Raw genomic sequence first — 16,607 nt, 5'->3', positions numbered from 1 at the left:
GTCGCGGAGCGACTGAGGGGGGAGGATCACGAAAACACCCCCAGCGCCGCGTCCACTCCGGCCCCGGCCGTGAACCCGTACCCTTCGCCGCGCAGCACCGCCTCCAGCGCCGCCAAGGTGGTCAGCAACGCGTGCTTGCGCGCGTTGACCCCCATCGCCCCGATCCGCCAGACCTTGCCGGCCAGCGGGCCGAAGGCCGTGCCGATCTCGATCTCGAAGTCGGTGCGCATCCGCGCCCGCACCCGGTCGCCGTCGACGCCGGGCGGGATCACCACGGCGGTGACGTTGGTCATCTTGTGGGCCTTGTCGCCATAGACGGTCAGACCCATCGCCTCGACCCCGGCCACCACCGCCGCCCCGGCCTGGGCGTGGCGGGCGAAGCGGGCCTCCAGCCCTTCCTCCAGCACCACCCGGGCGCACTCCCGCGCGGCGTAGAGCATCGAGGCGGCCTCGGTGTGGTGGTTCAGGCGCTTGTCGGACCAGTAGTCCATGATCATCGCCAGGTCGAAATAGTTGGAGGCGATGCGGCGGCCGGCGCCGGCCAGGCCCGGCGTCGCCAGCCCGCGCTCGACGTGACGGCGGCCGAAGATGTGGTCGGCGGCGCGGTCGGAAATGGTGATTGGGCCCGAGCCGGACGGACCGCCCAGGCATTTCTGCAGCCCGCCCGTGACGATGTCGGCTTGCCAGGCGTCGACCGGCACGCTCATGCCGCCGATCGTGGCGGTGGCGTCGACATAGAGCAGGGTGTCGTAACGGCGGCAGATCTCGCCGATCGCTTCCAGCGGCTGGGCCATGGTGGTCGAGGTGTCGCCGTGCACGCAGGCCACCAGGCGCGGCCGCACGCGCTTGACCGCGTCCTCGACGGCCTGCGGATCCACGACCGTGCCCCATTCGCCTTCGACCATGGTGACCTTGGCGTCGCAGCGCTCGGCGATCTCGGCCAGCAGCAGGCCGAACCGCCCGGCGTTCACCACCACCACGTCGTCGCCCGGCGTCAGCACAGAGACCAGAGCCGCCTCGATCGCCGCCCGCGAGGTGCCGTCGATCAGGAAGGTCTGCGGGTTAGTCGTCTGGAACACCTGGCGGTACAGGGCCATGGTCTCGTTCATGTAGCCGGTGAATTCCGGATCGAACTGGCCGAGAAGCTGCACAGACATCGCCCGCAGCACGCGCGGATGCACGTTGATCGGCCCAGGGCCCATCAGCAGGCGGGCGGGGTGGTCGAGTTCGCCGAAGGTCTGGGTCATCTTGTCACTCAAAGCTTGTCATCCCGGCCGGAGCGAAGCGTAGAGCCGGGACCGCCGGAAGCGCCGCGTTCACGCGCCGGTCCCGGATCTTCGCGCTGCGTGCTCGTCCGGGATGACAGGGAAAATCGCGCCGAAAGGCCCTCGACGAAGTTCAACATCGCTCGGGCCGCGACCGCGCAGTCGCCTTCCGTCACCGCTTCGCGCGGGTTGTGGCTGATCCCACCCTCGCAGCGGATGAACAGCATGGCGGTGGGGCAGAGGTCGGCGATGACCATGGCGTCGTGGCCGGCCCCGCTGGGCAGGCGGCGGGGCGCCTGACCGGTGGCGGCGACGGCCTCTTCCAGCAACGCGGTCAGGCCGGGATCGCAGGGACTGGCGGCCAGGTCCTGCATCAGGGTGACGGAAACCTCCAGACCGCGCCGGGCGGCGATGGCCTCGATCTGGGCGGTCACGGCCAGGGCGGCGTCGTCGCGGGTGGCGGCGACCTCGGCGCGGATGTCCATGGAGTATTCCACCGCCCCGGGAATGACGTTGAAGGCGCCGGGCAAGGCGGTGATCCGGCCGACCGTGCCCACGAGACCGTCCTCTCCGCCCGAGCAGATCCGCTCCAGGGCCAGGATCGCCTCGGCGGCGGCGGGGCCGGGGTCCTTGCGCAGGGTCATCGGCGTGGTTCCGGCATGCCCGGCCATCCCCGTGAACCTGACCATCAGCCGCTTCTGGGCGGCGATGGCGGTGACCACGCCCAGGGCCAGGCCCTCGGCCTCCAGCACGGGCCCCTGTTCGATGTGGGCTTCGAGGAAGGCGAACACCTCGCCGGGTTTGCGCGCGGCTTCCTCCAGGCGGGTGGGATCCAGGCCGAAGGCGGCGAAGGCCTGCGCCAGTGAAACGCCGTCGCCGTCCGCCATCTCCATGACCATCGGATCGACAGTCCCGGCCACGGCGCGGCTGCAGGCCATCGAGGCGGGGAAGCGCGAGCCCTCCTCGTCGCCGAACGCGATCACCTCGACGGCGAACGGCAGGCGGCGGCCGGCGCGGGCCAGGGCCTCGACCACGTCGATCCCCAGCATGACGCCCAGCGCCCCGTCATAGCGACCGCCGTTGCGGACGCTGTCGATATGCGAGCCGATCAGCAGGGCCGGAGCGCCCGGGCTCGTACCCTCGTAGCGGCCGACCAGATTGCCGGCGTGGTCGCGGCGGGCGCTCATGCCGGCCTGCTGCATCCAGAAGGCCAGGGTGTCGAGCGCTTCCCTGTGAGCCGAGGTCAGGAACCGGCGCACCAGCATGCCTTCGGCCTCGCTATAGGGCGGGACGCCCATCAGGTCGCAGCGGGCCTTGGCCCTGGCTCCCATTTCGAAGGCTTCCGCCACCCCGTTCGGCTCCCGTTTTGCGCGCGGCCCCAGCCGTGGCATTGTGACTATCACCTGTTGGCAGCCAAGGCCGCGATGATCGGTCCGGCGCGCGACGATCGACGCGCCGATGCCTCGACAAGCGCCAGACCTCGCGGCCGGCGCCTGAAGCTAAGTCATAAACTACTTACTTAGGTGGAGCGAGAGGCCTTCGTCCTCGGGCGGGGACACACGCGCGGGCTCCGCGACCATGGTCGTTTTGGCGGCTCCGTTCCGACCCCAGCGTCAGCATCGCCGGCAAGCCCCGCCATGGCGCGTCGAACCCCTTGACGGGCACGGTCGAGGGGCACAACCTTCGGTAAAGCGAGGAATGTCGAATGTCCCTTTCCGCACTTGCGATGTCCCTGCTTCTCGCCGGCGCGACGCCGCAGACCCTGGACAACGACGGCCTGACCACCGCGATCAGCGCCGCGGGGACGACCCCGGACAACCATGGCGAGGCCTTGGCCGGGCGTCGGTTCAGGATCACCTTGCCGGTGATCTACGGTGACGCCCAGAACCTGCGCACCTACAAGAGCCCGGCGCGCTGGCGCTACGATCGTCGCAAGCAGGAATTGGAAATCTCCGTCGGCCTGGGCCAGATCTCGGCGCAGAACTACGACCAGTTCGACGAGCAGGGCCTCTCAAAGGTTCCCGATCTGCAGACGACCTACTTTCACGTCGAGGAACGCAAGGTTCCGAGCACGTTCACGAGTAGGGGCGCTATACCCACCGACATCCTGGTTGAAGCCGGCAGCCGGTCGGCGGGCGTCAGCTACGGCTTGGCCACGCCCTATCCGCGGTCGGGCGAGGTCGGCCTGCCTTCGGGCTTCAAGCCGTTGATGATCTCGCGGATCCATATGGATCCGGTCGGGGTCAAGCAGGCGGTCAGCGGCATGATCATGGTCATCGAGGGCGACATCACAACGCTGACCGACGGCGGCCCGCTGATCTGCGGCCGATTCCGCGGCATGCTCCTGGCCAAGAACATCACCGGCGACAACAAGAACCTGCTTTCGGACAAGCAGTGCTTCGTGACCGCCAACATCGATCGCGTCAGCATCTATGCCGGCCAGACCTCCGGCTGGAAAAACCCGCTGCTCAAGCGTTGGACCAAATAGGGCCGGCAGAGGTCAGCCGGCCAGCCACGTGTCCAGATCGGCCAGCGCCCGGATGCTCATCAGCCGCTTCTTGGCGCGGCCGCGTTCCTTGAGCGGGATCTTGACGCCGTCGTCGCCGACCTTGGGGGTCTCCATCGGCGGCAGCAGGCCGTAATTGATGTTCATCGGCTGGAAGCTGCTCTTGCCGGTCTCGGCCTCGCCCTCGATGTGGCCGCCGGTGACGTGGTCGACCAGCGCGCCCAGGGCGGTGGTCGGCGGCGGGGCGGCCAGCGTCCTGCCCAGCCGTTCGGCGGCGGCGAAGCGGCCGGCCAGCAGGCCGGTGGCGGCGCTTTCGACATAGCCCTCGACCCCGGTCATCTGGCCGGCGAAGCGCAGGCGCGGCGCGACCTTCATCCGCAAGGACCGGTCCAGCAGGCGCGGGCTGTTGATGAAGGTGTTGCGATGCAGGCCGCCCAGCCGGGCGAACTGGGCGTTGGCCAGGCCCGGAATCATCCGGAACACCTCGGCCTGGGCGCCGTGCTTCAGCTTGGTCTGGAAGCCGACCATGTTCCACAGCGTGGCCAGGGCGTTGTCCTGGCGCAGCTGGACGATGGCGTGGGCCTTGACCAGCGGGTCGCGCGGATTGGTCAGGCCCACCGGCTTCATCGGCCCGTGGCGCAGGGTTTCGCGGCCGCGCTCGGCCATCACCTCGATCGGCAGGCAGCCGTCGAAATAGGGCACATGCTCCCAGTCCTTGAACTCGGCCTTGGGGCCTTCGAGCAGGGCGTCGATGAAGGCCTCGTACTCCTGCTTGTTCATCGGGCAGTTGATATAGGCGGCCGCGTCGCCGCCGGGGCCTTCCTTGTCGTAGCGCGACTGGCGCCAGGCGATGCCCATGTCGATCGACTCGACGTGGATGATCGGGGCGATGGCGTCGAAGAAGCTGAGCTGGCCCTCGCCGCTGAGCTCCAGGATGGCGTCGGCCAGGGCGGGCGAGGTCAGGGGCCCGGTGGCGACGACCACGCTGTCCCAGTCGGCTGGCGGCAAGCCGGCGACCTCCTCGCGGGCGATGGTGATCAGCGGGTGGGCCTCGATGCGGCGGGTGACCTCGGCCGAGAAGCCGTCGCGATCGACGGCCAGGGCCCCGCCGGCCGGCACCTGGTGCTGGTCGGCGGCCGACATGATCAGCGAGTCGCAAGCCCGCATCTCGGCGTGCAGCAGGCCCACGGCGTTGAACTGCCAGTCGTCGGAACGGAACGAGTTGGAGCAGACCATCTCGGCCAGGCCGTCGGTCTGGTGCGCATCTGTGCGGATTTTTGTTTGTCCTACCGCTTCGCTGCTTGAGGACGGGGCGGGCAGGTCGCGCCGCATCTCGTGCAGGACGACCGGAACGCCGGCCTGGGCGATCTGCCAGGCGGCCTCGGACCCGGCCAGGCCGCCGCCGATGACGTGAATGGGATTGGGGACAGGGGCGAGGGAAGAAGGGGAAGTGCTCATGGCCGTCCTCTTACCCCCGCCTGTCGCTCGGCGAAACCTGCGTGTAGGCTGACGGGAAATGTCGGCGAGTGCTCGTCTGACGTTCGTGAGCGACGGGGGAAGAGATGGCGCGATTTTCGGTGAGCGGCGCGGCGACGTCGGGGTTCGGGGTCATCGGGCGCGAGCCCGTGGCGGTGCTGACCTGGGGGGTGCTGATCCTGCTGGTCGTGGTCTTGCCCTATGTGGGCATGTTCTGGGCGGTGGTTCCCGACTTCGTGGCCATCTTCAAGACGGCGGCGTCCAGTCCGGGCACGCACGACCCCGATCCGGAGATGATGTCGCGGATCATGCAGATGCAGAGCAAGATGATGCTGCTCAACCTGGTCTACTGGCTGGGCGGAACCCTGATGAAGGCGGTGCTCGCCGCGGCGGTGTTCCGCATCGTGCTGGAGCCCGACCAGAAGGGTTTCGCCTTCCTGCGGCTGGGGGCGCAGGAGCTGTGGCTGGCCCTGGTGTTCCTGGTCATCGGCGTGCTGGCCTACCTCGTCTGCCTCGTGGCGATGCTGGCGGTCGGGATCCTCGCCGGCCTGGCCTACGTGTTCGGCGCCATGGCCAGCCCCGAGGCCGGCGTCGCGTCGTGCATCCTGGTCGCCGTCCTGGCGGGCCTGGTCGCGACCGGCGCGGTGGTCTGGGCGATGCTGCGCCTGTCGATGGCCGGCCCGATGAGCTTTTCCGAGCGCAAGTTCCTGCTGTTCGAGGCGTGGCCGCTGACGCGCGGCCAGGCCTGGCCGCTGCTGGGCATGGTGTTGCTGCTGGGCCTGATCGTGATCGCCCTGGAGACCGTGGTCTATGGCGTGGCCGGCGTCGGGTTCCTGGCGTTCGGCAGCCAGCTGATCCCGATGTTCCAGGGGCTGGCCAACCAGCCGCCCCAGGCCTGGATGCGGGCCCTGTGGCCGTTCGCGGCCGGGGTCGCGGTGGTGGGCTCCTTGCTGGCGGGCCCGGCCATGGCCCTGATCTTCGCGCCCTGGGCCACGGCCTATCGCGACCTGCGCGCCTCGGCCCAAGCCGAAGCGGCCTGACGCGGCGCGGCGCCAGGGCCACGCCCGGCGAAATTCAGCGTGACAGCCACCGCGACTCGTCGCCAAGCCGGGGGCGAACCGCTTAGACTCCGCGATTGAGCGGGGTTCGCGCGGATCGCGGACGGGAGAGGGGCTACATGAGCGAAGGATCGGCGGCGATCGGGCGCACCGTTCGCGCCGGACTGGCCGGCTGGGCGCCAGGGATGCGGACCTGCGGGGCCGCGCTGGCGGCCGGCGCCGTGCTCAGCCTGCTGCCTCGCGCCCTGCCGCCCGAAGTCGCCTTCCTGGGCCTGGTGGTCGAGCTGGCCGCCGCGACCCTGGCCTATGGCGCCCTCTACCGCGCCGCCTTCGACGGTCCGCGCGGCTGGAACGGCCTGCGCTGGGGCCGCGAGGAGTGGCGGCTGCTGGCCGTGCAACTGCTGATCACCGTGGTGATGACGGTGGTGATGGCGGTGCTGTTCGTGGTCATCGGCGGCGTCGCCCTGGGCGTGGCCCGCTCGACCTCGCCCGGCTTCGACGCCACCTCGGCCGAAGCCTGGCGCGCCGCCCTGTCGGGACCGGGCGCGATCCTGGCCGGCCTCGTGCCCCTGGCCTCGCTGGCGCTGCTGGCCTGGGTCGGCCTGCGCCTGGCCCTGGCCCCAGCCGCGACGGTCGACCATGGCCGGATCCAGGTGCTCAGCGCCTTCGCCCTGACCCGCGGCGCGACCCTGACCCTGTTCGTGGCGGGGCTGGTGCTGATCGCGCCGGCGATCATCCTGGCCGTCGGGCTGGGCTATGCCCGCGTGCTGATCGGCCTGTCGCGCACCGCGCACCTGGCCCAGCTGGTCAGCGTGGGACTGCTGTTCTTCTACCTCATCCCGGTCTGGACCGCGGCGCTGGTCGACGTCTATCGACACCAGGTCCAACCGGTCGCGACCCCTGGAACCGCCAAGCCATGACCACCTTCTCGCCCGTCGAAGCCGCTCTCGAAGGCGTCCGCATGACGCGTCGCAAGCCGCTGGTCCTGCTGGCCTGGGCGGCCTGCTATTTCGCGATGCTGGTGGTCCTGGGCCTGGTGGTCGCCTTCGCGTTCGGCGGCTCGGTGCGGGCCGACCTGGCCCTGCTGTCGCGGACCAACGACCTGGGCGAGCTGGTCGGCATCGTCGCCCGCCGCCAGGGCACGCTGTTGCCGCTGATCGCCTTGGCCGTGGCCCTGCAGTCGGTGATCACCGTGGCGATCATGCGGGCGGTGGTGCGGCCCGAGGACCACCGCCTGGCCTATATGCGGGTCGGCCAGGAAGAAGCGCGACAGTTCGTCGTCGCCCTGGTCGGCTGGGTCGTGACCCTGGTCGTCACCGCCCTGCCCAGCGCCGTGCTGGTGCTGATCGGGGCCGGGCTGATCAATCTGGGCGCGGTGCAGACCAATCGCTGGGTCGAGGTGCTGGGCGCCATCGCCGTGGCCGGCCTGTCGATCTGGTTCGGCATTCGCCTGTCGCTGCTGTCGATCACCACCTTCGCCGAGGGCAAGCTGGACCTGCGCCGGACCTGGGCCCTGACCGACCGCCATTTCTGGCATCTGCTGGGCATGTACGCCGTGGCCTTCGTCATCACCTTCCTGGTCGGCCTGGCCCAGACCATCGTCGCGGGCACGATCCTGAGCCTGTCGGGCGGGGTGACCAACCTGGTCATGCTGGCCCTGACGGGCCTGGCCAACCTGCTGCTGGCGCCGTTCTTCTTCACCATCCAGATGGTGATCCTGACCGCCGCCCCGGCCCGGGCCTATTACGACCTGCACGCCAGCGAGCTGGCGCCGGCGGTCTAGGAGAGAACCCTTCCCTCCCCTCCATGGGGAGGGTGGCCCCGAAGGGGTCGGGTGGGGCTTGCTGACTCGAGGCGCCCTGCACCGGCCCCCACCCGTCGGCTTCGCCGCCACCCTCCCCACAAGGGGGAGGGACAGCCTATCATTGGGGGCTGTCGCGACGCCCGGAACCTTGTTAGGCGTGTCGGAATTGACGAAGGCAGCAGGGGCGCGCGCCATGGAACAGTTTTCGGCCACCGACGCGGCGCTGTCGGGCTTCCGCCTGGTGCGCGAGCATCTGAAGACGGTGGGCGTTTGGGCGGTGCTGATGACCGTCGCCTCGTTGATCGTCAGCGTCGTCACCATCAAGCTGGCCGGTCCGCAACTGGCGGCGATGATGGAGCTGAGCAGCGAACCCAGCAGCGATCCGCAGGCCACCCTGAAGGCGATGGAGGGCATGGGCCCGCTGTTCCTGTTCTCGGCGGTCTACAGCCTGGCGATCTATTCGGTGCTGCTGGCCGGGGTGAACCGCCTGGTGCTGCGCCCGCACGACAGCGCCGGAGCCTATCTGCGCCTGGGCGCCGACGAGCTGCGCCAGGCCGCCGTGCTGGTGCTGGTCAACCTGATCCTGGTCGCCGCCTATTTCGGCGCGGTGATCATCTCCGTGCTGATCGGCGGCATTGTCGCGGCGATCGGCGGCGCCGGCCTGGGCGTGGCGCTCGGCGTGCTGACGGGCATGGCCATGGTGGCGCTGATGCTGGTCCTGGCCGTGCGCCTGTCGTTCGCCGGCGCCCTGACCTTCGACACCGGCAAGGTCGACATCCGCGGCTCGTGGGCTCTGACCAAGGGCCGCTTCTGGCCGCTGTTCGGGGCCTATTTCGTGGCGCTGGTCCTGGCGATGGTGGTCTATGCCCTGCTGATGGTGATCATCGTCGTGGTCGGCGCGGGCCTGGGCGGCGGCATCTCGGCGATGAGCGAGGCCCTCAATCCCGACATGACCTCGCTGGCGGCCTTCTTCACCCCGGCCGGCATGGTGCGGACGCTGTTCTCGGGTCTGCTGTCGGTGCTGATCATGCTGATCGTCTTCGCCCCGGCCCCGACCATCTACGCCCAGCTGCGCGGCAAGAACGTCACCGACACCTTCGCCTGACGACCAACGGGGCGGGGCCATGAACACCGACTTCTCCTGGTCGCAAGCCACCTTCGCGGGCTTCGGCGTGCTGCGCCGAGAGCCGCGCGCCTGGTTGCTCTGGGGCGCTGTTGGATTGGTCTTCGGCCTCACCGACCAACTGATCGCCGTCAATACCGAGATCATCCGGGGTGCGAGCCGGGCGCCGGGCTGGATCGTCCCGATACTGGGCATGGCCCGAGGCGTGGTCGCTGTCGGGGTGATGGCGATCTTCTCGGCCGCCGTCTATCGCGTCGTGTTGCAGCCCGAGAGCGAGGCGCGCGGTCGCATGCGGCTCGGGTCCGACGAGATCCGATTGGCTCTGGTCTGGCTGGTCCTGGGTCTGTTGGTGATCATTCCGTTCATGATCTCCGCCCTGCCGGTCGCCGTGGCGTCGATGGGATTAGCCAAGCAGAACGATTTTGCCACCGGGCTCGTCGCGGTCGTCGCCTTCGCCGCCGCTTTGATCAGTTGCTTCGTCCTGATCGCGCGCCTTTCCGTGGCCGCGCCCATGGCGCTGGCCGAAGGTCGCTGGAGCATCGCGGCGACCTGGCGCCTGACGCGCGGGCGCGCCTGGAAGATCGTCGGGGTGTACCTGCCTGTCCTGGCCGCCGTGCTGGCAATCTACATGGTCTGGCAAACGCTTTACGCCGCTCTCGCCCATGTGATGGGCGGAGATTTCTCGGTGCGCCTGCTCACCGACGGGACTTCCGTCTCGGCGTTATTCCAGCCCTGGCAACTGGCTTTCACGGCGGGCAGCGCGTGGCTCGGCGCGGCGACCGCCGCCGTATTCCACGCTCCGGCGGCGGTCATCTATCGCGCGCTGTGGGGCGACGCGCCGGACGACCAGGCCGCCGTCTTCGACTAGGCCCGCTTGGCCGCCTTCAGCGCCGCCACGCGGTCCAACCGCCGCTCTTCGTGGCGGGCCAGCACGTCCTTGAGGTAGCGCCCGGTCCAACTGGTCTCGACCTTGGCCACGTCCTGGGGCGAGCCCACGGCGACGATCTCGCCGCCGCCGTCGCCGCCTTCGGGGCCGAAGTCCAGCAGCCAGTCGGCGGTCTTCACCACATCGAGGTTATGCTCGATGACCACCACCGTGTTGCCCTGGTCGACCAGCTCGTGCAGCACCTCCAGCAGCTTCTTGGTGTCCTCGAAATGCAGGCCCGTCGTGGGCTCGTCGAGGATGTACAGCGTGCGGCCGGTGGCGCGCTTGCTGAGCTCCTTGGACAGCTTGACCCGCTGGGCCTCGCCGCCCGACAGGGTCGTCGCCTGCTGGCCGACCTTGATGTAGCTGAGGCCCACGCGCTTGAGCGTCTCCATCTTGTCGCGGATCGGCGGCACGGCCTTGAAGAAGTCGGCGGCCTCTTCCACCGTCATGTCCAGCACGTCGGCGATGGTCTTGCCCTTGAACAGGATGTCGAGGGTCTCGCGGTTGTAGCGCTTGCCCTTGCAGACGTCGCAGGTGACGTAGACGTCGGGCAGGAAGTGCATCTCGATCTTGATCAGCCCGTCGCCCTGGCAGGCCTCGCAGCGGCCGCCCTTGACGTTGAAGCTGAAGCGGCCGGGGCCGTAGCCGCGGACCTTGCTCTCCGGCAGCTGGGCGAACCAGTCGCGGATCGGGCCGAAGGCGCCGGTATAGGTGGCCGGGTTCGAGCGCGGGGTGCGGCCGATCGGGCTCTGGTCGATGTCGATGACCTTGTCGAAGTTCTCCAGCCCCTCGATCCGCTCGTGCGAGGCCGGGGCGTCGCTGGCGTTGTTCAGGCGGCGGGCGGCGGCCTTGTACAGGGTCTCGATCGTGAAGGTCGACTTGCCGCCGCCGCTGACGCCGGTGATGCAGGTGAAGGTGCCGACCGGGATCTCGCCCGTCACGCCCTTCAGGTTGTTGCCGGTGGCCCCGATGACCCGCAGCATCTTCTTCTTGTTGATCGGCCGGCGGTCTTCCGGCACGGCGATCTCGCGCACGCCGGTCAGGTACTGGCCGGTGATGCTGTTGGGGTTGGCCATGATGTCGGCCGGCTTGCCCTCGGCGACGATCTCGCCGCCGTGCACGCCCGCCGCGGGACCCATGTCGATCACATAGTCGGCGGTGAGGATGGCCTCCTCGTCGTGCTCGACCACCAGCACCGAATTGCCCAGGTCGCGCAGGCCCTGCAACGACTGCAGCAGCCGGGTGTTGTCGCGCTGGTGCAGTCCGATCGACGGCTCGTCCAGCACGTAGAGCACGCCGGTCAGGCCCGAGCCGATCTGGCTGGCCAGGCGGATGCGCTGGCTCTCGCCGCCCGACAGGGTGCCCGAGCCGCGCGACAGGTTCAGATAGTCCAGGCCGACGTCGACCAGGAACCGCAGGCGGTCGTTGATCTCCTTCAGGATCCGCCGGGCGATTTCCATGTTCTTGTCGGACAGCTGGCCTTCGAGGCCGGCGAACCAGTCCTTGGCCGGACGGATGGCCAGCATCGACACCTGGGCGATGTCCATGCCGGCGATCTTCACCGCCAGGGCCTCGGGCTTCAGGCGCTTGCCGTGGCAGACCTCGCAGGGGGTGTCGGACTGGTAGCGGCCCAGCTCTTCGCGGACCCAGCTGGAGTCGGTTTCGCGCCAGCGGCGCTCGAGGTTGGGCAGCACGCCTTCGAAGGGCTTGGCGACCTCGTACTTGCGGGCGTTGTCGTCATAGACGAACTTGATCTTCTCGCCCTTGGAGCCTTGCAGCACCACCTGGCGGGCGTTGTCGGGCAGCTTGTGCCAGGGCTCGTCCATCGAGAAGCCGTAGTGGCGGGCCAGGGCCTGCAGGGTCTGGGTGTAGAGCGGCGAGGGGCCGCGTGACCACGGGGCCACCGCGCCCTTGTGCAGGCTCTTGTCCTTGTCGGGCACGATCAGGTCGGCGTCGAAGGCGAGCTTGGCGCCCAGGCCGTCGCAGGTGGGGCAGGCGCCCGCCGGGTTGTTGAACGAGAACAGCCGCGGCTCGATCTCGGCGATGGTGAAACCGCTGACCGGGCAGGCGAAGCGCTCGGAGAACAGCAGCCGGCGCGGCTCCTTCTCGCCTTCCTCGACATTGGCCCATTCGGCCACGGCCAGGCCGTCGGCCAGGCGCAGGGCCTGCTCCATCGAGTCGGCCAGGCGCTGCTCCAGGCCGGGCTTGGTGACGATGCGGTCCACGACCACGTCGATGTCGTGCTTGAACTTCTTGTCGAGGACCGGGGCGTCCTCGATCGGGTAGAATTCGCCGTCGATCTTCAGCCGCTGGAAACCGGCCTTCTGCCACTCGGCGATCTCCTTGCGGTACTCGCCCTTGCGGTCGCGAACGACCGGGGCCAGCAGGTACAGGCGCGTGCCCTCGGGCAGGACAGTGATCTTGTCGACCATCTGGCTGACGGTCTGGCTCTCGATCGGCAGGCCGGTCGCGGGCGAATAGGGGATCCCGACCCGCGCCCACAGCAGGCGCATGTAGTCGTGGATCTCGGTGACCGTGCCGACCGTCGAGCGTGGGTTGCGCGAGGTGGTCTTCTGTTCGATCGAGATGGCTGGCGACAGGCCCTCGATCAGGTCGACGTCCGGCTTGCTCATCAGTTCCAGGAACTGGCGGGCATAGGCCGACAACGACTCGACATAGCGGCGCTGGCCTTCGGCGTAGATGGTGTCGAACGCCAGCGAGCTCTTGCCCGAGCCCGACAGGCCGGTCAGCACCACGAGCTCGCCCCGGGGAATGTCGACGTTGACGTTCTTGAGGTTGTGCTCCCGCGCGCCGCGCACGCGGATGAAGTTCAGTTGTTCAGCCATGGTTTCCGGAACGCGTGAGCGAGATTTGGGGGCCGCGGGGAGGGCGCGGCGCAACGGCTATATGTAGGGTCCGGAACGGCAATTAACACAAGAACAAGATGCGAACAAATGTCTCGGCGCGCGAGGCGTGGAGGCTGCTGACAGTAGGTGTCAGCAGGACGCGCGCGTCAGAGCCGCGCCGCCGCCAGGATCGGACCACCGTCCTTGCCCTGGACCAGCACCGCCGTCCGCAGCGCCGGTTCGGTCGATGGCGGCGGGGCGAACCTGACCGGCGCGCCGTTCCAGCCGCCCAGGCGGATCAGTTCACGGACGACGTCGCGGTGGGGCAGGGTCTTGCCGTTGTTCTCGCCGCGCTGGATGGCGACCTGGCGGACACGCGGGTCATAGCGCACCAGCCAGACGTCGGCCCCGCCCTTCGGGGCCCGGCCGGCCCCGATCTCGACGCGGCCGGCGGCCAGGGTCACTGTCGCGTCCATGGCCGGGCGGGCGCGGCGCAAGGCGGCGTCCAGTTCGCGGGCGTTGGTCCCGATCAGATCCTCGCGGCCCTCGACCACCATCTGCGGCGTGCCCAGCTGGGCCGCCAGGCCTCGGGCGTAGGCGCGCTGGCGGTCGGTATAGGCCGGCGTGGCGAAGGTATCTTTCCAACCCAGCTGGTCCCAGTAGGTGACCCCGAAGCTCAGGGCCAGAACGTCGGGCCGGTCGGCGATGGCGTTGAGGTTGGCGTTGGCCGGGGGGCAGGACGAGCAGCCCTGGCTCTGGAACAGCTCGAGCACCACGGGACGGCCCGGCGGCGCGGCCAGCGCCCAGGCGCCGGCCCCGGCCGTCATCGCCGCGCCCAGGGCCAGGGCGGCCCAGGCCATGCCTCGCATCGTGGTCCGCGCCATGTGTCGTTCTCCAATGATCCTTGAACAGGAGTTCGCGCCGCCGTGCGGAAGGTTACAGCGTTCATTCCCGTTTAACCGCCTTTGGAAGCGTGGCCTTCAGCACCTGGGGTGTCTAACGGGCGCTCGGGCGGCGCGTCGGGCGCGGTCCAGCGAGGGCGACGGGCGTGGCCAAGGCGGCGGCAGCGAAGGCGAACGGGGCGAAGGCCCCCGCGGTGGTCGCCCCCAAGGGCAAGGCCGGCAAGGTCGCCAAGCCGCGCACCGGCTTCGCCGACTTCGTGACCCTGATGATCTGCATCGGCTGCACGGTCTGGGCCTTCCAGACCATCATCGCCCTGAGCAGCCAGAGCTTCTAGTCGGCCCTGTCGATCCGCGCCGCGTAGCAGCCGGGCTTGGCGTAGTGGGCGTGCAGGTAGGCAATGGCGGGATCGGTCAGCATTCGTTCGATCACCGGTTCGGCGACCGCGCCCTCGACCACGTCGGCGTCGCGCAGCATGCCGGCCGCGTCGAAGCCGCGTAGCGACAGCAGGCGGCGGCGCAGGGCAGGCGGCAAGGCGTCCGTGGTCGCCGTCGTCTCGGTGGCGGTCTCGCGCACATAGATGGCGTGGGCCGAGCGGAACGGGGTGTCGGCGCTCTGGTGTTCGTAGTTCAGCAGGATCAGCCGCTCGCCTGGCTCGGCGTCGTCCAGGGTGACGCGGCAGGGGAAGGCGAACCGGGCGTCGGCGACGACGCGCATCGCGCCGCGTTGCGCCAGGGCGGCGTCGTCGAGCGCGAACAGCGGCGCGAAGGGTTCGATCGGCAGGCTGGAGACGGTGAAGGCCATGGGAGGGCTCCTTTACTATGTCCAGTGTGACGCCGGCCGCGATCCAGCGACACCCGATCCTTGCGGCAGCCGATCCTTGCGGCGGCCGGTCGAGCTTGCCGATCCGGGGGCGATGGATTAGAAGACCCCTCCCGGATACAACCGATGGAGGCAGCCATGATCAGTGTGATGGACGACCGTTTCGCCCTTCCCGCCCTTCTGACCGTGGTTTGTCATGCCCGCCTTCATCACTCTGGATTCCGTAAGCGCCGCCACGCCTGACGGCCGCGCCCTCTTCGACAATCTGAACCTGACGATCGGGGCCGAGCGCATCGGCCTCGTCGGCCGCAATGGCGTGGGCAAGTCCACGCTGCTGGGCCTGATCGCCGGGACTCTGCTCCCCGCTTCGGGGACGATCGCCCGGGCCGGCGTGGTCGGCGTGCTGCCGCAGATCCACGCCCCGCCGCCGGGCGCGCGCCTGGCCGACCTGCTGGGCGTCGGCCCCGCCTGGGACCGCCTGTGCCGCATCGAGGCGGAGGAGGGGACTCCCGAGACCTTGGCCGACGACCTCGCCGAGGCCGACTGGACCCTGCCTGGCCGCGCCGCCGTCGCCCTGGCCGAGGTGGGCCTGTCGCGCTGGGACGCCTCGTGCCCGGCCGCCGCGCTCAGCGGCGGCCAGGTGACCCGCGCGGCCCTGGCCGGGCTGCTGGTGGCCGCCCCCGACGTCATCCTGCTGGACGAGCCGACCAACAACCTCGACGCCGCCGCCCGCAGCCTGCTGGCCGACGTGCTGCGGCGCTGGCGCTCCGGGGCGGTGGTGGTCAGCCACGACCGGGCCCTGCTGCGCGGCATGGACCGCATCGTCGAGCTGTCCAGCCTGGGCGCGGCCAGCCATGGCGGCGGCTACGACCTCTATGTCGCGCGCAAGGCCCAGGAGGTCGCCGCCGCCGAGCATGACCTGGAAAGCGCCGAGCGCGAGGTGCGGCGGGCGGCCCGCGACGCCCAGATCGCCCGCGAACGCAAGGCTCGCCGCGACGGGGCTGGTCGCCGCCAGGCCGCCAAGGGCATGGAGCCGAAGATCTTTCTTGGCGCCCAGGCTCAGCGGGCCGAACTGAGCGGCGCGCGCGAAGGCCGCCTGGCCGACCGCGCCGCCCAGGACACCGCCGCGCTGCGCGAAGCCGCTGACGCTCGGGTCGAGCATCTGCGTCGCCTGGCCTTCGACCTTCCGTCGTGTGGTCTGCCAGCCGGGCGGACGGTGCTGGATTTCGACGGCGTCGGCTTCGCCTATCCGGACGGGCCGACGGTGCTGTCGGGTCTGTGCTTGCGGCTGACCGGACCGGAACGGGTGGGGCTGGTTGGGGGCAACGGGGCGGGCAAGTCGACCCTGATCAGGCTGGCGGCCGGCATGCTGGAGCCGACGGCGGGCGTCGTGACGCGTGGCGTCCCGGCCGCCCTGCTGGACCAGCGGGCGGCGGTGCTGGACGAGGACCAGACCATCCTGGAGAACTTCCGCCGCCTCAACCCGGCCGCCGGCCAGAACGAGGCCCACGCCGCCCTGGCCCGGTTCCTGTTCCGCAACGTCGCGGCTCACCAAGTGGTGGCGACCCTCAGTGGCGGCGAACGCCTGCGCGCCGCCCTGGCCTGCGTGCTGATGTCGGCCGCCCCGCCGCAACTGCTGATCCTCGACGAGCCGACCAACCATCTGGACCTCGACTCCATCCAAGCGGTCGAGGCGGCCCTGGCCGGCTATGACGGCGCCCTGCTGATCGCCAGCCACGACGAGGACTTCCTCGACGCGGTGGGGGTGGAGCGGCGTGTCGGCGTGTGAGTCCAAGTCCTTACGCGTCCTGGTTTATTGCTACTCACTCGCAATAACAGCTATACGGCGTTCACTGAACTTCAGCATAGTCGGGCGTCG

The 16,607-nt window shown here is 69.6% G+C and carries 13 protein-coding genes and 1 pseudogene; 8 read left to right on the top strand and 6 right to left on the bottom strand.

Annotated elements, in window-relative coordinates:
* Positions 1–26: 26 nt before the first annotated feature.
* Together ASD79_RS06775 and ASD79_RS06770 are read right to left on the bottom strand one after the other, a co-directional pair.
* A complete protein-coding gene (locus ASD79_RS06775; RefSeq protein ID WP_056720285.1) occupies positions 27–1,247 on the bottom strand; it encodes an alanine--glyoxylate aminotransferase family protein in 1,221 nt (406 codons plus the stop codon).
* A gap of 128 nt (positions 1,248–1,375) precedes the next feature.
* A pseudogene (locus ASD79_RS06770) lies at positions 1,376–2,614 on the bottom strand (allantoate amidohydrolase); the annotation flags it as partial.
* 356 nt (positions 2,615–2,970) lie between these two features.
* On the opposite strand from ASD79_RS06770, the gene ASD79_RS06765 reads away from it, so the two are divergent.
* Entirely contained in the window at positions 2,971–3,753 is a 783-nt protein-coding gene (locus tag ASD79_RS06765; RefSeq protein ID WP_156400402.1) for a hypothetical protein, read from the top strand.
* A 12-nt stretch (positions 3,754–3,765) separates the two neighbouring features.
* Here the strand turns inward: ASD79_RS06765 and trmFO are convergent, their stop codons facing one another.
* A complete protein-coding gene (gene trmFO / locus ASD79_RS06760) occupies positions 3,766–5,229 on the bottom strand; it encodes a methylenetetrahydrofolate--tRNA-(uracil(54)-C(5))-methyltransferase (FADH(2)-oxidizing) TrmFO (protein WP_056720283.1) in 1,464 nt (487 codons plus the stop codon).
* 104 nt (positions 5,230–5,333) lie between these two features.
* Here trmFO and ASD79_RS06755 point away from each other — a divergent pair, with 104 nt between their 5' ends.
* The 5 genes from ASD79_RS06755 (at position 5,334) to ASD79_RS06735 (ending at position 10,100) form a co-directional block, all read left to right on the top strand.
* Positions 5,334–6,287, top strand: a complete 954-nt coding sequence (locus ASD79_RS06755; RefSeq protein ID WP_056720282.1) for a hypothetical protein — start codon at positions 5,334–5,336, stop codon at positions 6,285–6,287.
* A gap of 137 nt (positions 6,288–6,424) precedes the next feature.
* Entirely contained in the window at positions 6,425–7,225 is an 801-nt protein-coding gene (locus ASD79_RS06750; RefSeq protein WP_056720281.1) for a hypothetical protein, read from the top strand.
* Complete coding sequence (locus ASD79_RS06745) at positions 7,222–8,088, top strand: hypothetical protein (protein ID WP_056720280.1); 867 nt, start codon at positions 7,222–7,224, stop codon at positions 8,086–8,088. Before ASD79_RS06750 ends, ASD79_RS06745 begins: the two co-directional genes overlap by 4 nt.
* A 214-nt stretch (positions 8,089–8,302) precedes the next feature.
* Entirely contained in the window at positions 8,303–9,214 is a 912-nt protein-coding gene (locus ASD79_RS06740; protein WP_056720279.1) for a hypothetical protein, read from the top strand.
* A gap of 19 nt (positions 9,215–9,233) precedes the next feature.
* Entirely contained in the window at positions 9,234–10,100 is an 867-nt protein-coding gene (locus tag ASD79_RS06735) for a hypothetical protein (protein ID WP_056720278.1), read from the top strand.
* On the opposite strand, the gene uvrA is transcribed toward ASD79_RS06735, so the two are convergent.
* Both uvrA and ASD79_RS06725 read right to left on the bottom strand, forming a co-directional pair.
* Positions 10,097–13,006 (bottom strand): excinuclease ABC subunit UvrA, encoded by a 2,910-nt coding sequence (uvrA, locus tag ASD79_RS06730; RefSeq protein ID WP_056720277.1) that lies wholly within the window; start codon positions 13,004–13,006, stop codon positions 10,097–10,099. The genes ASD79_RS06735 and uvrA overlap by 4 nt on opposite strands.
* Before the next feature lie 167 nt (positions 13,007–13,173).
* Entirely contained in the window at positions 13,174–13,890 is a 717-nt protein-coding gene (locus ASD79_RS06725; RefSeq protein ID WP_056720276.1) for a thioredoxin family protein, read from the bottom strand.
* 164 nt (positions 13,891–14,054) lie between these two features.
* Between ASD79_RS06725 and ASD79_RS06720 the strand changes: the two genes are divergently transcribed.
* A complete protein-coding gene (locus ASD79_RS06720; RefSeq protein ID WP_056720275.1) occupies positions 14,055–14,243 on the top strand; it encodes a hypothetical protein in 189 nt (62 codons plus the stop codon).
* On the opposite strand, the gene ASD79_RS06715 is transcribed toward ASD79_RS06720, so the two are convergent.
* Positions 14,240–14,710: a DUF1203 domain-containing protein gene (locus tag ASD79_RS06715; protein WP_056720274.1), complete on the bottom strand. Its 471-nt coding sequence runs from the start codon at positions 14,708–14,710 to the stop codon at positions 14,240–14,242. The genes ASD79_RS06720 and ASD79_RS06715 overlap by 4 nt on opposite strands.
* A gap of 214 nt (positions 14,711–14,924) precedes the next feature.
* Between ASD79_RS06715 and ASD79_RS06710 the strand changes: the two genes are divergently transcribed.
* On the top strand, positions 14,925–16,517 hold the full coding sequence (locus ASD79_RS06710) for an ABC-F family ATP-binding cassette domain-containing protein (protein ID WP_056720273.1): 1,593 nt from the start codon (positions 14,925–14,927) through the stop codon (positions 16,515–16,517).
* Positions 16,518–16,607 lie beyond the last annotated feature (90 nt).

The sequence above is a fragment of the Caulobacter sp. Root655 genome, assembly GCF_001427665.1.
Classification (GTDB): domain Bacteria; phylum Pseudomonadota; class Alphaproteobacteria; order Caulobacterales; family Caulobacteraceae; genus Caulobacter.
The sequence above is the reverse complement of the archived record's forward strand: the minus strand, read 5'-3'. Positions and strand labels throughout refer to the sequence as shown.

What these genes read in the sequence shown, in the direction of transcription:
- ASD79_RS06775 (WP_056720285.1), bottom strand. Translation starts at nt 1,247, where the DNA reads ATGACCCAGACCTTCGGCGAACTCGACCACCCCGCCCGCCTGCTGATG.
- ASD79_RS06765 (WP_156400402.1), top strand. Translation starts at nt 2,971, where the DNA reads ATGTCCCTTTCCGCACTTGCGATGTCCCTGCTTCTCGCCGGCGCGACG.
- trmFO (WP_056720283.1), bottom strand. Translation starts at nt 5,229, where the DNA reads ATGAGCACTTCCCCTTCTTCCCTCGCCCCTGTCCCCAATCCCATTCAC.
- ASD79_RS06755 (WP_056720282.1), top strand. Translation starts at nt 5,334, where the DNA reads ATGGCGCGATTTTCGGTGAGCGGCGCGGCGACGTCGGGGTTCGGGGTC.
- ASD79_RS06750 (WP_056720281.1), top strand. Translation starts at nt 6,425, where the DNA reads ATGAGCGAAGGATCGGCGGCGATCGGGCGCACCGTTCGCGCCGGACTG.
- ASD79_RS06745 (WP_056720280.1), top strand. Translation starts at nt 7,222, where the DNA reads ATGACCACCTTCTCGCCCGTCGAAGCCGCTCTCGAAGGCGTCCGCATG.
- ASD79_RS06740 (WP_056720279.1), top strand. Translation starts at nt 8,303, where the DNA reads ATGGAACAGTTTTCGGCCACCGACGCGGCGCTGTCGGGCTTCCGCCTG.
- ASD79_RS06735 (WP_056720278.1), top strand. Translation starts at nt 9,234, where the DNA reads ATGAACACCGACTTCTCCTGGTCGCAAGCCACCTTCGCGGGCTTCGGC.
- uvrA (WP_056720277.1), bottom strand. Translation starts at nt 13,006, where the DNA reads ATGGCTGAACAACTGAACTTCATCCGCGTGCGCGGCGCGCGGGAGCAC.
- ASD79_RS06725 (WP_056720276.1), bottom strand. Translation starts at nt 13,890, where the DNA reads ATGGCGCGGACCACGATGCGAGGCATGGCCTGGGCCGCCCTGGCCCTG.
- ASD79_RS06715 (WP_056720274.1), bottom strand. Translation starts at nt 14,710, where the DNA reads ATGGCCTTCACCGTCTCCAGCCTGCCGATCGAACCCTTCGCGCCGCTG.
- ASD79_RS06710 (WP_056720273.1), top strand. Translation starts at nt 14,925, where the DNA reads ATGCCCGCCTTCATCACTCTGGATTCCGTAAGCGCCGCCACGCCTGAC.